Annotated in this window: 13 protein-coding genes and 1 tRNA gene; 12 read left to right on the plus strand and 2 right to left on the minus strand. The window is 55.9% G+C overall.

Going from position 1 to position 15,333, the window contains the following annotated elements:
* Positions 1-120 precede the first annotated feature (120 nt).
* The 8 genes from uvrA (at position 121) to AGA_RS02115 (ending at position 9,027) form a co-directional block, all read left to right on the plus strand.
* Positions 121-2,988, plus strand: coding sequence for an excinuclease ABC subunit UvrA (uvrA, locus tag AGA_RS02080; RefSeq protein ID WP_059022796.1), 2,868 nt, complete (start codon positions 121-123; stop codon positions 2,986-2,988).
* Positions 2,985-3,803, plus strand: coding sequence for a creatininase family protein (locus AGA_RS02085; protein WP_059022798.1), 819 nt, complete (start codon positions 2,985-2,987; stop codon positions 3,801-3,803). The genes uvrA and AGA_RS02085 overlap by 4 nt, the downstream gene beginning before the upstream one ends.
* A 136-nt stretch (positions 3,804-3,939) precedes the next feature.
* On the plus strand, positions 3,940-5,139 hold the full coding sequence (locus AGA_RS02090) for a YVTN family beta-propeller repeat protein (RefSeq protein WP_059022799.1): 1,200 nt from the start codon (positions 3,940-3,942) through the stop codon (positions 5,137-5,139).
* Positions 5,140-5,218: 79 nt separating this feature from the next.
* Entirely contained in the window at positions 5,219-6,430 is a 1,212-nt protein-coding gene (locus AGA_RS02095; RefSeq protein ID WP_373319900.1) for a DUF2075 domain-containing protein, read from the plus strand.
* Positions 6,431-6,633: 203 nt separating this feature from the next.
* Positions 6,634-7,194 (plus strand): NifU family protein, encoded by a 561-nt coding sequence (locus AGA_RS02100; RefSeq protein WP_059022801.1) that lies wholly within the window; start codon positions 6,634-6,636, stop codon positions 7,192-7,194.
* Positions 7,195-7,292: 98 nt separating this feature from the next.
* Complete coding sequence (locus AGA_RS02105; protein WP_059022803.1) at positions 7,293-7,877, plus strand: malonic semialdehyde reductase; 585 nt, start codon at positions 7,293-7,295, stop codon at positions 7,875-7,877.
* A complete protein-coding gene (gene tsaB / locus AGA_RS02110; RefSeq protein WP_059022805.1) occupies positions 7,874-8,569 on the plus strand; it encodes a tRNA (adenosine(37)-N6)-threonylcarbamoyltransferase complex dimerization subunit type 1 TsaB in 696 nt (231 codons plus the stop codon). Before AGA_RS02105 ends, tsaB begins: the two co-directional genes overlap by 4 nt.
* The gene (locus AGA_RS02115; protein ID WP_059022806.1) at positions 8,569-9,027 is read left to right on the plus strand and encodes a GNAT family N-acetyltransferase; all 459 of its coding nucleotides are present in this window, start codon (positions 8,569-8,571) and stop codon (positions 9,025-9,027) included. The genes tsaB and AGA_RS02115 overlap by 1 nt, the downstream gene beginning before the upstream one ends.
* A 67-nt stretch (positions 9,028-9,094) precedes the next feature.
* On the opposite strand, the gene purD is transcribed toward AGA_RS02115, so the two are convergent.
* Positions 9,095-10,384: a phosphoribosylamine--glycine ligase gene (purD, locus tag AGA_RS02120; protein WP_172793712.1), complete on the minus strand. Its 1,290-nt coding sequence runs from the start codon at positions 10,382-10,384 to the stop codon at positions 9,095-9,097.
* A gap of 43 nt (positions 10,385-10,427) precedes the next feature.
* On the opposite strand from purD, the gene xseA reads away from it, so the two are divergent.
* From xseA to AGA_RS02140, 4 genes are all read left to right on the plus strand, one after another.
* Entirely contained in the window at positions 10,428-11,876 is a 1,449-nt protein-coding gene (gene xseA, locus AGA_RS02125) for an exodeoxyribonuclease VII large subunit (RefSeq protein WP_059022809.1), read from the plus strand.
* A 93-nt stretch (positions 11,877-11,969) separates the two neighbouring features.
* Positions 11,970-12,311, plus strand: a complete 342-nt coding sequence (locus AGA_RS02130) for a hypothetical protein (protein WP_059022812.1) — start codon at positions 11,970-11,972, stop codon at positions 12,309-12,311.
* Positions 12,312-12,406: 95 nt separating this feature from the next.
* Positions 12,407-12,493: transfer RNA gene (locus AGA_RS02135), tRNA-Leu, on the plus strand.
* 31 nt (positions 12,494-12,524) lie between these two features.
* On the plus strand, positions 12,525-13,700 hold the full coding sequence (locus AGA_RS02140) for a phosphoserine transaminase (protein ID WP_059022814.1): 1,176 nt from the start codon (positions 12,525-12,527) through the stop codon (positions 13,698-13,700).
* A gap of 214 nt (positions 13,701-13,914) precedes the next feature.
* Here AGA_RS02140 and AGA_RS02145 read toward each other — a convergent pair whose 3' ends face one another.
* The gene (locus tag AGA_RS02145) at positions 13,915-15,306 is read right to left on the minus strand and encodes an NAD-dependent succinate-semialdehyde dehydrogenase (protein WP_059022816.1); all 1,392 of its coding nucleotides are present in this window, start codon (positions 15,304-15,306) and stop codon (positions 13,915-13,917) included.
* Positions 15,307-15,333: the final 27 nt, after the last annotated feature.

A 15,333-nucleotide genomic window follows, 5' to 3' on the forward strand; every position in this document is an offset into this window, starting at 1 on the left:
AGAATGGCGGGGCAGGCCATTTTGCATACCCATGGCTGCCGTGTGTTTCATGGATTGCATAGGAGTGGATTAAAGCGCCATAATAGAGGACAAAACAGGAACGGCGGCAGAGAATTTTCCATGACAAAATCAGGCCTTCCCGGTCAGCACAGTATTCGGGTGCGTGGGGCACGTGTTCACAACCTGAAGAACATAGATATTGATATCCCCCGTGATAGGCTGACCGTGGTGACGGGGCTTTCCGGCTCCGGCAAATCCTCTCTGGCGTTTGACACCATTTATGCCGAAGGGCAGCGCCGGTATGTGGAGAGCCTGTCTGCCTATGCCCGCCAGTTCCTTGAACTGATGGGCAAACCGGATGTGGACTCCATAGAGGGGCTTTCTCCCGCCATTTCCATTGAGCAGAAAACCACCTCCAAAAATCCGCGCTCCACGGTCGGTACGGTAACCGAAATTTATGACTACATGCGTTTGCTCTGGGCACGGGCAGGCATACCGTATTCGCCTGCAACGGGGCTGCCCATTGAGGCACAGACCGTAACCCAGATGGTGGACCGTATTCTGGCCATGCCGGAGGGAACAAGGCTTGTGCTGCTTGCCCCGGTCATACGGGACAGGAAGGGCGAATACCGTAAGGAACTGGCTGAACTCCAGCGCAAAGGTTTTACCCGCGTGCGGGTGGACGGTACGTTGTATGAAATCGCGGACGTACCAAGCCTTAACCGCAAGTTACGCCATACGGTGGAAGTGGTTGTGGACCGGGTGGTGGTCAAACCCGGTATGGAAGCTCGTCTGGCGGATAGTTTTGAAACAGCTCTGGGCCTGAGTGACGGCATTGTTTACGCCGAGGAAGTGCTTAAGGGAGAAGAGCGAGAACCAGAAAAACTTGTGTTCTCATCACATTTTTCCTGTCCCGTCAGTGGTTTTACACTGGAAGAAATAGAGCCGCGTCTTTTCTCCTTCAATGCACCACAGGGGGCCTGCCCTGCCTGTGATGGGCTGGGCGTGGAGACATATTTTAACCCCGTTCTGGTTGTGCCTGATATTTCGTTGTCCCTTGCAAAAGGGGCCATTGCACCATGGAAAGATGCAAAATCTCCCCTTCTGGAACAAACGCTGGAAAGCCTAACAAAGCATTTTGGTGTCAGCATGAGCACCCCGTGGCGTGACCTGCCTGAAGAAGCGCAGAATGGTATTCTGTACGGCGTTACGGATGACATCAGCTTTACCTATCAGGATGGTAAAAAAAGCTATGTTGTGGAGCGACCTTTTGAAGGTGTTCTGACCAGTTTACAAAAACGGCTGGCTAATACGGATAGTGCATGGGTTAAGGAAGAACTTTCTCGCTATCAGTCAGAAAAACCCTGCCATGTCTGCCACGGTGCCCGCCTGCGGCCGGAGGCCCTTTCGGTACGTGTTGCCGATAAAACCATTGCGCAGGCGTGTGACCTGTCCATTGGGCGTGCTCTGGCATGGTTTGATACGGTTCTGCCAACCCTTACCCCCCAGCGGGCAGAGATTGCCCGGCGTATTCTGCGCGAAATTCTGGAGCGCCTGAAGTTTCTGGACGACGTGGGGCTGGATTATCTGACCCTCTCTCGTGGGTCGGCGACCCTCTCCGGGGGGGAAAGTCAGCGTATCCGTTTGGCCAGCCAGATTGGTTCGGGCCTGACCGGTGTGCTTTACGTGCTGGATGAACCTTCTATTGGCCTGCATCAGCGCGATAATGAACGGTTACTTGGAACGCTTGAGCGTTTAAAAAACCTTGGTAACACCCTTATTGTTGTTGAACATGATGAAGACGCCATAAGAAGTGCTGACTGGTTGGTGGATATGGGGCCGGGTGCCGGGGTTAATGGCGGTCAGGTTGTGGCGCAGGGCACCCCCAAGGATGTTGCCAAAAATCCGGATAGCCTGACGGGGGCTTATCTGTCTGGTCGCAAACGGATTGATGTGCCAGAGCAACGTCGGCCCGTAAACAAAAAGCGGATGCTTACGGTGGAAGGGGCTTCAGGCCATAACCTCAAGGATGTTACAGCGCATTTCCCGCTTGGTACCTTTACGTGCGTGACCGGGGTTTCGGGGAGCGGCAAATCCACTTTGGTGATCGACACGCTGTATAAGGCGCTCTCGCGCCAGCTTATGGGGGCAGCAACATCACCTGAGCCGTATAAAAAAATAAAAGGTATGGAGCAGGTCGATAAGATTATTGATATTGATCAGTCTCCTATTGGTCGCACTCCGCGTTCTAACCCTGCAACTTATACAGACCTGTTTACCCCTATTCGGGACTGGTTTGCCGAACTGCCAGAAAGCAAGGCGCGTGGTTACAAGGCTGGACGTTTTTCCTTTAACGTTAAAGGGGGACGGTGTGAGGCCTGTCAGGGTGATGGGGTGCTTAAAATTGAAATGCACTTTCTCCCCGATGTGTTTGTAACCTGCGATGCCTGCAAAGGTGCGCGCTATAACCGCGAAACGCTGGACATTCGTTTCCGCGGGAAGACCATAGCCGATGTGCTGTCCATGAGTGTGGATGAGGCGTATCCTCTTTTCTCTGCTCAGAATCGTATTCGTGACCGTCTGAAAATTTTGCAAAAGGTGGGCTTGGGTTACGTGGCGCTAGGGCAGCAGGCAACAACCCTGTCTGGTGGGGAAGCGCAGCGCATCAAACTTTCCAAGGAGCTGGCGCGCAGGGCTACAGGTCGAACCGTGTATATTCTGGATGAACCTACAACGGGTCTTCATACAGAAGATGTTAGAAAACTTCTGGAAGTTTTGCACGCTCTTGTCGATCAGGGGAATACGGTCATCGTCATTGAGCATAATCTGGAAGTCATTAAAACGGCTGACTGGATTATTGATGTGGGGCCGGAAGGGGGCGATGGCGGAGGCACCATTGTGGCAGAAGGTACGCCAGAAACCATTGCCGCCTGCAAAGCCAGCTATACTGGGCACTTTCTGGCACCCCTTCTGGCTAAAAAATCATGAAAAAATTCTGTGTATTCGGTCTAATTTGCAGTGCTTTATCCCTCTTTCCGTTGCAGGTACAGGCACAGTGCCTGCAACTACCCAAGAGCGTTCTGTTTGAAAAAATGACATGGACCGAAATTGCACAGGATATATCATGTGGTTTTAAAACCATTATTATTCCTGTAGGCGGAACGGAACAGAGCGGGCCTTACATAGCGGTTGGCAAGCATAATAGTCGTGTTCTGTTTCAGGCAGAAAAAATTGCCCGGCAGGCAGGGCGTACATTGGTGGCGCCTGTGGTTGCCTATGTGCCAGAAGGCGGCACCTCACCCCGTACATCCCACATGCGTTTTCCCGGTACCATTACGCTGCCACCAGATGTGTTTGAGAGGATGCTCTCCTCCATAGCGGAAAGCTTTCGCGTACAGGGGTTTAAGCTGGTTGTTCTGATCGGGGACCACGGTGGCTATCAGAAGGATATGGAAAGAGTGGCTGCGCAACTCAATGTGCGGTGGCAGAGCACAGGCGCGCATGTGCTGTATGTGCGCGCCTATTACGATGTTATTCCCCAGCAGTATGCAACATGGCTCCGGCAGAATGGGTACAGGCTGGATGTGGGCCAGCATGCAGATATAGGCGATACCTCGCTTATGTTGGCTGTGGACCCGTCCATGGTGCGGGAGGAGGCGCTCCGCCATGCACCTAATCCAACCATGGCGCAGGGCATTTATGGGGGAGATCCCAGACGGGCAACATCCACATTGGGGCAGCCGGGGCTGGCCATGCAGGTGGAAGCTGCGGTGAAAGCCATTGATGATGCGCGAAGCAAATAAATATATAAAATAATTTTTCTATAATAATAAATCGAAGATTTTAACCATACTCGAATAGACGTTATTTATTCTGCATGATAAATGCGGAGCCTCATCTAAGGTCTAAGAGTGATAACAGGCACAGAGGGTCTGGATTATGGGTTTTAAACAGTATCTGGTTGCGGCTGCTGCCATTGTTGGCCTGAGTGCTGGCAGTGTGTCGGGTTGGGCGCAGGATGTCGGTACGCCGTCCGAGAGTGTAGCGCCTGCTGAACCTTTGGTTCAGACCATTCCAGGCATGCCCGCAGTGCCGGACCCGGAGAACCTGTATAGTGAGACGGGCGTGGGCCATATTGCGCCGGACGTTGCGCAGGACCCGGCGCGGATCTATGTGCCCAACCTGCGGTCGAATGATGTGTATGTTATTGACCCGGCGACCAACAAGGTGGTGGATCGTTTTCCAGTTGGCAAAAGCCCCCAGCATGTTGTGCCGTCATGGGACCTGCGCACACTCTGGGTGACCAATAATGCCGAAGGCACCACCCATGGTAGCCTGACCCCCATTGACCCGCGTACGGCGCGCCCCGGCCCGTCCATTGCGGTGGATGACCCTTACAATATGTATTTCACGCCCGATGGTAAATCGGCCATTGTGGTGGCGGAAGCCCGTAAACGTCTGGATTTTCGGGACCCGCATAGTATGCAGTTGCAGCAATCCGTAGATGTGCCTGACTGTAAGGGCGTTAATCACGCCGACTTTTCCATAGATGGGCGTTACGCCATTTTCACCTGCGAATTTGGCGGCCATCTGGTTAAGGTGGATATGGTTGAGAAAAAGGTCCTTGGCTACCTTAAGCTTTCCAGTGGTGGTATGCCGCAGGATATTCTGGTCTCCCCCAACGGAAAAACCTTCTACGTTGCCGATATGATGGCCGATGGCGTTTTTCTGGTGGATGGCGATACGTTCCGCGAGGTTGGCTATGTCCGCACAGGTCTGGGGGCTCATGGGCTGTATCCCAGCCGTGATGGTACAAAAATGTATGTTGCCAACCGTGGTTCGCATCTGATCCACGGTCATCCTCATAGCAAAGGTGGTGGTGTTTCGGTTATTGATTTTGCAACCAACAAGGTTGTGGCAACATGGCCTATTCCCGGTGGCGGCAGCCCGGATATGGGAAATGTCAGCGCGGATGGGAAAGACCTATGGCTGTCTGGGCGGTTTGATGATGTTGTTTACCGCATTAATACAGAAACCGGCTCCATGATCAGTATCCCTGTTGGGCAGGAACCTCACGGTCTGACCGTATGGCCCCAGCCCGGCCGTTACTCCATTGGTCATACAGGAATCCTACGTTAAAATTCGTAGGTTTTCTGGACTGTTCAAAAGCCTTTCCTCATAATGGGGGAAAGGCTTTTTTATTGTTTTTTGGAGTAGCATGATCATGGATGTACAAAATAATCAGGCCTTGCAAAAACTCTCCCCTTACCGTGCTCTTTCCGTCGAGCAGGAAGAATTGTGCAAAACTGTTATACAGTTCTGTCAGGATCACATTATGCATGGGAATGCTGTTTTTGTAATCAAAGGGGATGCAGGAACGGGTAAAAGTATTGTCATTAACAAAATATTTAATGAAATACAGGAATTATCCAGTCAAAAAAACAAGACTAATCCTCTATTAGGAACCAAAAATTATCTGTTAGTCAATCATCCTGAAATGATGAAACTTTACAGAAATATTTCAGAAAATTCCATTTATGTAAAAAAGAAGGATTTTGAAAGGCCGACAACCTTTATTAATGCTATGCACAAAACCGGGCAGGTGGCAGACATTGTTCTGGTAGATGAGGCACATCTTCTTTTAACAAAATCAGATAAATACAATAGATTTTCTCAGGATAATCATCTTGAGGAAATTCTTAAATGCGCCAAGGTTGTTGTTATCGTTTTTGATGATAAGCAGGTACTCAAGTTTAAAAGCCATTGGACGGAAAGTCAGCTGGCATCGGTTCTTGCGCAAAAGCAGGTTAAAACCTACCACCTTAAAAATCAGTTCCGTATGCAGGCTGGTCCAGATATATGCCGATGGATAGAAAAGTTTTGTCAAAAATCAGTGCTGCCATTCCCTAAAGACCCTAAGTTTGAGCTGAGGTCTTTTGGTGATGCGCAGGAAATGTATGAGCTGGTCCGGCACAAAAATGCACAGTTCGGCCTCTCCCGCATGGTCGCGACATATGACTACCCATACAGGCTGGACGGGAAGGAGCATTTTGTAACGGAAGGGCGCTTCCATCTGAAGTGGGACATTGCCAAACCCGAGGCCCGCCTGCCGTGGGCTGAGCGGGCGGATACGATAGATGAGGTCGGGTCCGTTTATACCGTGCAGGGGTTTGACCTGAATTACGTGGGGCTGCTTCTGGGGCCCTCCGTACGGTACAATGCTCAAACCAACACGCTTGTGCTCGACCCAGCCCGGTATGAAGATGGCGCAGCATTTGCCGGGCGTAATGGCCTTGCCCACCCAGAGCAGACCATGGAGCGTATTATGCTCAATGCGATGAATGTGCTGATGACACGCGCCGTAAAAGGCCTGTACCTTTATGCGCATGACCCCGCGTTACGGGCGCATCTGGAGCGTATGCAGGCGTAACCGCCCCCGCCGGGGTACCGTGTCATTGCACGCATGGCAGGATTGTCCACCTAGCGGGGGCATAACGCGGGAAACAGCCAAATTACCCTCCGCTTCTGACCGGGGTGGACGAAAATTTTCATACAGAACTTGTTCTGTCCTCATTCTGATGCCAACTGAAAGGTAACAACACAGGCTTACCCTACAGATCGGATACTTCCGCCATGTTTATAGAAACCGAAGGCACTCCCAACCCCGCCACACTCAAGTTCCTGCCCGGTCAGGCTGTTGTGGGGGATGCAGGCACCATAGACTTTATTGATGCTGACGCCGTGGCGGGGCGCTCGGTTCTGGCTGATGCGCTGTTTGCCCTGCCGGGTGTTGCCCGCGTTTTTCTGGGCAACGACTTTGTTTCCGTCACCAAGGCCGATAGCGCGGACTGGGAAGAGCTGCGCCCCTTGGTGCTCTCCACTCTGATGGATCATTTTGTGGCGGGTCTGCCGGTTGTGGCCGAAGGTGTGGCCGTGCGGGAAGATGAAATTGCACCCGAGGATGCGGAGATTGTAACCCAGATCAAGGAACTGCTGGATACGCGCGTACGCCCGGCTGTTGCGGGAGATGGCGGGGATATTGTTTTCCGCGGGTATCGCAATGGCGTTGTGCGCCTGACCATGCAGGGGGCCTGCTCTGGCTGCCCGTCTTCCCGCGCAACGCTCAAGCACGGGGTGGAAAACATGCTCAAGCATTATGTGCCAGAAGTAGTCTCGGTCGAGCAGGTGGACTGAGCAGCCCCCAAGCTGGCTCTTTTCGGCACGGGGCGCTTGCCTTAAAGAGGTGAGGAAAGCGCCAGAGCAACCCGGCGCAGTTGGAGGCAGGACGGAACATGTTGGATGCAAGTGGGTTAGATCTGCTGTTTAACAAAGCGCGCACGCCCCTGCGCTGGACAACCCGCCCTGTGGAAGAAGACCTGTTGCGTCAGATGTATGATCTGGTGCGTATGGGGCCGACCTCGGGCAATTGCAGCCCTGCCCGCCTTGTTTTTATTACAGGTTCCAATGGGCGGGAAAAACTGCGTCCTGCCCTGTCTGCCGGGAACATCAACCGTGTTATGGGCGCGCCGGTTATTGCCATTGTGGCGCATGACCCGCTGTTTTTTGAACAGCTTCCCGTCCTTAGTCCGGGTGAAGACCTGCGTTCGTGGTTTGCTGCGGATGTTGGCCTGTCGGAAGAAACCGCGTTTAGGAATGGCACCTTGCAGGGGGGGTATATGATCATGGCCGCCCGTGCCCTTGGGCTGGATGTTCTGCCGGTTTCTGGCTTCGACCAGTCCATGGTGGAGGATGCTTTTCTGGCAGAGCAGGGGTGGCGAGCCAACTTTTTGCTGTGCCTTGGGTATGGGGATTTTACAGGCCTGCCTGAGCGCGCTCCCCGCCTGAATTTTGATCAGGCCTGCCGGATTGTACAATAGTGGTGCAGCGTATTCTGGTGCTTGATGGCAGCCCGGCTGGCGAGCAGGCCTCGGGCACGGCGGCGTGTGTCGCCAATAATGCGGGACAACTGCATGTGCTGGCCTATAGGCAGGAGGCAGGCAAACAGGCGGCGGAAGGTGTTAGCCTGCTGGCGGCCGAGGTTTTGCAGCAGGCCGGCTGGTCACACGCACAGAGCACTGCCCCGGATCTGGTCGCTGTTGTTGTGGGGCCGGGGTCGTTTACCGGTTTGCGGGCATCCTGCGCTGCGGCCGCAGGCTATGCCGTTGGTGTTGGGTGCCCGGTGGTCGGTGTAACGCGGGCGGAAGCACTTGCGCCTGAGTTGGATGCCATTCTTGCCGCTCAAGCAGAAAAGGTTGCGGGTTGGCTGGTGGTGACCGCAGCCCGGCGTGGCCGTGTGTTTGTTGAGGATGCACAGGGCGCGCGGGCCGTAACCGTAGCAGACTGGGTGCCTCCCGCGGGAACGTGGTTGGTTGCTGGGGAGGCTTGCTCGGAACTGGCTTTTCCCTCCGTTATTCAGAGCCATGTGAGCCACCCGGACGTAAAGCAGATAGCTGTTGCAGCATTAAAGCGTGTTGAGGGCGAACTGCCCCCGCGGAGCGCGCTCCCTTTATATGTGGACCCGCCAGAAGCCAAATTGCCAGCGAACGGACTACGGGCCGCACCCGTCTGATGGCCTCTGTTCATATCGCGGTTGTCGGGGCGGGTTATGCGGAGGTGCTGGCCCGCCTTCATGCAGACTGTTTTGTCCCACAGGACCAGTGGAATGGGGCCGCCATGGCCAGCCTGTTGGCTTCACCCGGCGTGAGTGCCGGGTTAATTCTGGTGGGTGAGCACCCGGCAGGTTTTGTAATGCTGCGCTGTATTGCGGGGGAGGCAGAAATTCTGACTCTTTGCGTATTGCCCGGATACAGGCGGCAGGGACTGGCCGCGCAACTGGTGGCATGGAGCCTGACCAGCGCCGCCGCGCAAAAAGCTGAAATGGTTTTTCTGGAAGTATCCGTGGCTAACCATGCCGCACAGGCTGTGTATGCACAGGCCGGTTTTGTGCAAAAGGGCCAGCGCAGGGCTTATTATCCCGATGGGTCTGATGCGCTTGTGCTCGCTTATGCTGTGAGCGCAGTTGGATAGCATGCTATGCCACCCCTTGGTGGCATAGCTTTATCCTGCTCCGGTCAGTCTGGTTCAGACTACCGTGTTACAGGGCGCGGTTGCCAATATCCGTCCGCCATACAGCACCATCCCACGTAATGGCCTTAACCCCGGCATAGGCGCGCTTCTGGGCTTCCTGCACCGTGTCGGCCAGTGCACACACGGCCAGCACACGCCCGCCGGAAACCACCAGTTCGCCCGCCATGTTCTGTGTGGTGCCAGCCTGAAAAACCCGAACACCGTCCAGAGCATTGGCTGTGTCCACACCATGAATGACTGCCCCTTTTTCCGGAGCGCTGGGGTAGCCACGGGCCGCCATAACCACACAGACCGATGCCTGATTGGAGAACGTGATGGGGGCCGTATCCAGCCGGTCTTCAGCCAGAGCCTTGAGCGCGGGAAGCAGGTCCGATGTCAGGCGGGGCAGCAGGGCTTCGGCCTCCGGGTCACCAAACCGCACATTGTATTCGATCAGGGAGGGGCCTTTATCGGTCAACATCAGCCCGGCAAAAATAACACCACGGAACGGGGTGCCGCGGCGTGCCATTTCGCGCAGCATGGGGCGCACCAGCAGGTCCAGTGCGGCTTCTTGCTCGGCCCGGCCAAAGCCTTTTGGGGGGGATACAGCGCCCATGCCGCCGGTGTTGGGGCCTGTGTCCCCGTCACCAATGCGTTTGTGGTCCTGTGCTGCGCCAATCAGGCAGGCTGTTTCCCCCGCGCAGAATGCAAAAAGGGAGACTTCCTCACCAACCAGACAGTCTTCTATCACTACGCTGCGGCCTGCATCGCCCAGCGCGCCGCCTGTCATCATGTCCGTAATGGCGGCTTCGGCTTCGGGCACGGAGGCAGCAACAACAACCCCTTTACCAGCAGCCAGTCCATCGGCCTTGACGACTATGGGCGCGCCTTTACGGCGGACATAGGCAATGGCAGACGCGGCATCCGTAAAGCGTTCCCACGCGGCGGTGGGAATACCCGCAGCGTCACATATTTCCTTGGTAAAGGTTTTGCTGCCTTCAAGCTGGGCTGCGGCTTGTGTGGGGCCAGCGCAAGGCAGGCCCGCCTGCGCGCAGGCATCGGCCAGCCCGGCCACCAGCGGTGCTTCGGGGCCGGGGACGACCAGATCAATTTTCTGCTCACGGGCAAATGTAACAAGGGCCGCCACATCCTGCGCCCCAATGGGCACGTTAACGCCGCAACGGGCCGTGCCGGGGTTGCCGGGGGCAATGAACAGCGCAGAAAGTGCTGGTGATTTGGCCAGTGTTTCGGCCAGGGCATGTTCGCGGCCGCCTGAGCCAACCAGAAGTACGCGCAATTCTTTTCTCCTGCTGTTCATGTCTGCTCTTTCAGGGCGAGCGTCTGTAGCATAGGTTATGCGGATGCACGAAGAGTTTGGAGCCGCTCCCCTTTCTGGCGGTAATGTTCCTGAATATACGGTTTCGGAAATTTCCGGCGCAATCCGGCGTACGCTGGAGGGCTCGTTCAGCCGCGTGCGCGTGCGTGGCGAAATTACGGAATTCAAACGCTACCCCTCCGGGCATATCTATTTTTCGCTCAAGGATGAGCGGGGCAAGATTTCCGGCGTGGTCTGGCGCGGTAGTGTCAGCCGCCTTGGGCTGGTGCCTGAAAACGGGCTGGAAATTATTGCAACCGGCAAGGTCTCCGCTTACGGCGAGCGTTCAAGCTACCAGCTTGTTGTGGAGCGCATGGAATATGCCGGGGAAGGTGCCCTGCTTGCCCGTATTGAGCGCCTGCGCCTTAAACTGGGAGAGGAGGGGCTGTTTGACCCTGCCCGTAAACGGACCATCCCTTTGCTGCCACGGGTTATCGGGCTTGTGACATCCCCTCAGGGCGCGGTGCTGCACGATATTTGTACAACCCTTAAACGGCGCTTCCCTCGCCCGGTCGTGCTGTGGCCTGTCCCCGTGCAGGGGGAAGGTGCCGCAGCCCAGATTGTGGCGGCCATTAACGGGTTTTCCGCGTTGGATGGCACGGGTGCGGTGCCCCGCCCGGATGTGCTGATTGTGGCACGTGGTGGTGGCTCGCTCGAAGACCTGATGGCGTTTAATGATGAAAGCGTGGTCAGGGCCGCAGCCGCCTGCTCTATTCCCCTGATTTCCGCCGTAGGGCACGAGACCGATACAACCCTGATCGACTTTGCATCCGATCGGAGGGCGCCCACGCCAACCGCCGCGGCAGAAATGGCGGTTCCTGTCCGAAGCGAACTGCTGGCGGATATTGAACATCGCGCAGCCCGTGCAACAGGCGCTCTGGCGCGGCAGATGCAAACCGTTCGCCTGCGGTTGGACAGGGCGGCAGCCTGTCTGCCGGACCTGCCTGCTCTGATGCAAACAGCCCGGATGCAGCTGGATGACCGGGGCCGTAGGCTGGATGTTGCCCTGCCTGCCCTTGTTCGTCGGCGCAAGGCAGATCTGGTTGCGGTTGAGCGGCATATGCCTGCGGTGGAAACGCTTTTGTCCGGGCGTAGAACACGCCTTGCCGTGCTGGCTGGCGCTTTTCAGGGGGGAATGCAGCATACGTTGCAACGTCAGGAGGTGCGTCTGGGCCGTTGCCGTGTATCTCCTGCCCCACTCATGGCGCTTTTGCGTGAGCGGCGGATTGCCCTTGGTGGTCTTGTCGGGCAGCTGGAGGCCGTGTCTCCTCAGGCTGTGCTGGCGCGTGGGTACGCATTGGTCACATCCGACGGTCACCCGGTTACACATGCGGCGGAGTTGAAGAATGGCCAGCAGGTTGACCTGACCTTTGGCGATGGTGCGCGCCGTGCTGTTATAGGGGGCCGACCGGTGCAGGGGCTTCTGGATCTGTAAGCCCATGTTGAGCCAGAGCGGGCAACAGGGTTATGTTGGCCTACCTACAACCGTGTGGGCAATAAGCCACATCGTGCTGAAAGACTGAAGTGCATGTCCATTCATGTTTGTATCAGGGCTATGGGAGCCTGCCTTACGCTAGGGTTACTGGCCGGTTGCGCCAGTCAGCCAGCCCGTATTCCCCCCCAGAGCTTTGCGCCGGGGCTGAGTGGTGAAACACCTCCCCCCGCGAACGAAAGCCAGTTGGTGAACGACCCTTCCGCTCCGGCTGATACCCCTTTGTGTGGTGCCGCCGCGCGGGAAGCCATGGCCATGGCCGTGCAGAATTACCCCCAGCCTCTTGCATCAGGGAACAGCTGCACACGCAGTGCGTGCTTTAACACCCAGACAGGCACCTATATTGCCGCAGATGGCACACAGCGGGTCTGCCGCTAGGGTACACAGGGTGTGTCCTTGCCGCTTTTGTGCTATAAATGCCGCCAAGTGCTCTTTTCCGGGCGGCCATTTGCTGGTAGGGGAAAAAGCAGTTCGCGAGAGTGACGGAACTGGTAGACGTAGTCGACTCAAAATCGACCGCCCTTACGGGCTTAGGGGTTCGAGTCCCCTCTCTCGCACCAGACTTGTCCCTTCCTCTTCTCGGCCAAGGTAATGAACGCCCTTTCCCCTTCCGTTTCGTCCCGTCCGGCCAGCCGCCCTCTTAATCCCTGCTTTTCGTCTGGTCCGTGCGCCAAACGTCCGGGGTGGAGCGTTGCCGCGTTGTCCAATGCGCTGGTTGGCCGCTCCCATCGTTCGCCAGAAGGGCGTGCACGCCTGAACGAGGTTATTGTGCGGTCTCGCAAAATTCTGGGCGTGCCCGATGGCTGGCGGGTTGGGATTGTGCCCGCGTCCGATACCGGGGCGGTGGAAATGGCCCTGTGGTCCCTGCTGGGCGCGCGCCCGGTGGACGTGCTGGCGTTTGAAAGTTTTTCCGCCCTGTGGGCGCAGGACATCGTAACCCAGCTTAAGCTGGAACAGACCCGTGTGCTCAAGGCGGATTATGGTCAGCTCCCTGACCTGTCCGAGGTCAACTGGGCGCATGATGTTGTGCTGGCATGGAATGGCACCACGTCTGGTGTGCGCCTGCCATCAGCCGATGCCATTCCCGCAGAGCATGAGGGACTGGTGATCTGCGATGCAACCTCCGCAGCTTTTGCCATGGACCTGCCGTGGGACCGGTTGGATGTGGTCACATGGTCATGGCAGAAGGCTCTTGGGGGGGAGGCGGCTCATGGGATGATCGCCCTTTCACCCCGTGCGGTGGAACGTCTGGAAACCTTCAAGGCGCCGCGCCCTCTGCCCAAGATTTTCCGTATGACATCCAAAGATGCCCTGATTGAAGGAATCTTCAGGGGGGACACGATTAACACACCGTCCATGCTGTGTGTGGAAGATGCGCTGGATAGCCTGCGTTGGGCGGAATCCGCCGGAGGGCTGGAAGGGCTTAAAGCGCGCTCTCAGGCTAATCTGGCCGCTGTTGCCGCGTGGGTTCAAAAAACCGACTGGGTGTCCTTTCTGGCGGAAAAAGAGGCAGAACGTTCCTCTACGGCCATTTGCCTGCGTATTGTCGCACCGTGGTTTCTGGCGCTAACGCGGGAAGAACAGACAGCAACAGTGAAAAAAATGCTGGCTGTGCTGGATAAGGAAGGGATTGCGTTTGACCTTGCCAGCTACCGTGATGCGCCTGTGGGTCTGCGCATATGGGGCGGTGCTACGGTGGAAGCCGCAGATGTTGCCGCTTTGCTGCCATGGCTGGACTGGGCGTTTGCACAGGTTGTGCCGGCATAACGTAAGGTGCTGATTATGGTCAGCCTTCCTTGCTGACTTTAAAAAGGCTGTGTGCAGGGCACACGGCCTTTTTTTATGTCCGAGTAAAGCGCGGATGGAGGCGCATAATCGGAAAAAAACATGATCTGATCAAAAGTATTTCAAATAGACCAATATAAAAAGGGCGGAAGGAAATATCCTTCCGCCCTTTGCCGTTAATGCCGATGAAAAGGCATTAGAACGGTGCGTCAATGTCCACAATGTCGATCAGCTTGGCATTGACGAACTCTTTAAGGCCAAGCCCCAGCAGTTCGCGGCCAAAGCCGGAGCGCTTGACGCCACCAAACGGCAGGTCGGCCTTAACCATGGTCGGATGGTTGATGTACACCATGCCCGTATCAATCTGTCGTGCCAGTTCTGCACCACGTTCTTCGTCTTTGGTGAAGATGGAGCCACCAAGCCCGTAAGGGGAGTCATTGGCAATTTCAATGGCGTGATCAGCATCTTTTGCACGGAACAGCATCGTTACCGGGCCAAAGAATTCCGTATGCCGGGCCGGATTACCTTCTTCCAGGTTGGTCAGAATAACCGGGCGGAAGAAGCAGCCCTTATTTGGCATTTCCAAAGGAATTTCTTCAGCTTTTGCGCCCTGCGCCACGGCGTCCGCAACCTGCTGCTTCAACCCTTCCACAGCTCCGCGGGAGGAGAGAGGGGGCAACGTGGTGGCCGGGTCCATAGGGTCACCCATGCGCAGTGCGGAAACGCCTTTGCGGTACAGCTCTACAAACTTGTCGTAAATGCCGTCTTCCACAATCATGCGCTTGGCGTTTACGCACACCTGCCCACCATTCCAGTGGCGGCCATAAACAGCCCATTTGGCAGCTTTTTCCACGTCGGCATCGTTCAGCACGATCAGTGCGTCCGAACCACCCAGTTCCATGGTGCACTTTTTAAGGGCAAGCCCTGCTTCAGATGCCACTTTGGCGCCAGCCCCTTCGGAGCCAGTCAGCGCCACGCCACGCACGCGCGGGTCAGCAATAATTTTAGCCAGCTGGTCACGCGTGGGGTAGAGGTTCTGGAAGCCACCTTCCAGCAGACCTGCATCATGCATCAGCTTTTCCATGGCGGCGGCACACTGTGGCACGTTGGAGGCGTGCTTGAGAATGACCACGTTACCAGCGGAAAGCTGCGGGGCAATAATGCGGGCAACCTGATAGTAGGGGAAGTTCCACGGTTCAATGGCCAGAAGAATACCCTGCGCTTCGAACACAATCTTGGCGCGGCCTTCCTTAACGGAGGCAAGGGGGAGTACTTCGGGGGCCAGAAGGCGCTCGGCATTGACGGCGTAATATTCAAAAATTGCCGCCGAAAGCTCGGTTTCTGCTTTGGCCTCAGCATAAAGCTTACCCATTTCAAGGGTCAGCAGCTTGGAGTATTCGTCCACGTTTGCGCGCAGAAGATCTGCGGCTTTTTGCAAAACGCGTGCACGTTCAGCAAAGGATGTGTTTTTCCACTTTTTGAAGGCAGTATGACCCTTGTCGAGTGCCGTATCAACTTCGGCATCGGTTGGGTTCGGAAAAACCTTGACCTGTTCTTCGGTAAAAGGGTTTGTCGTTGCGTAAGCCATCGGAAAAATCCTTTTGTTTGTCAATGT

It is taken from the genome of Acetobacter ghanensis, from assembly GCF_001499675.1.
Taxonomy (GTDB): domain Bacteria; phylum Pseudomonadota; class Alphaproteobacteria; order Acetobacterales; family Acetobacteraceae; genus Acetobacter; species Acetobacter ghanensis.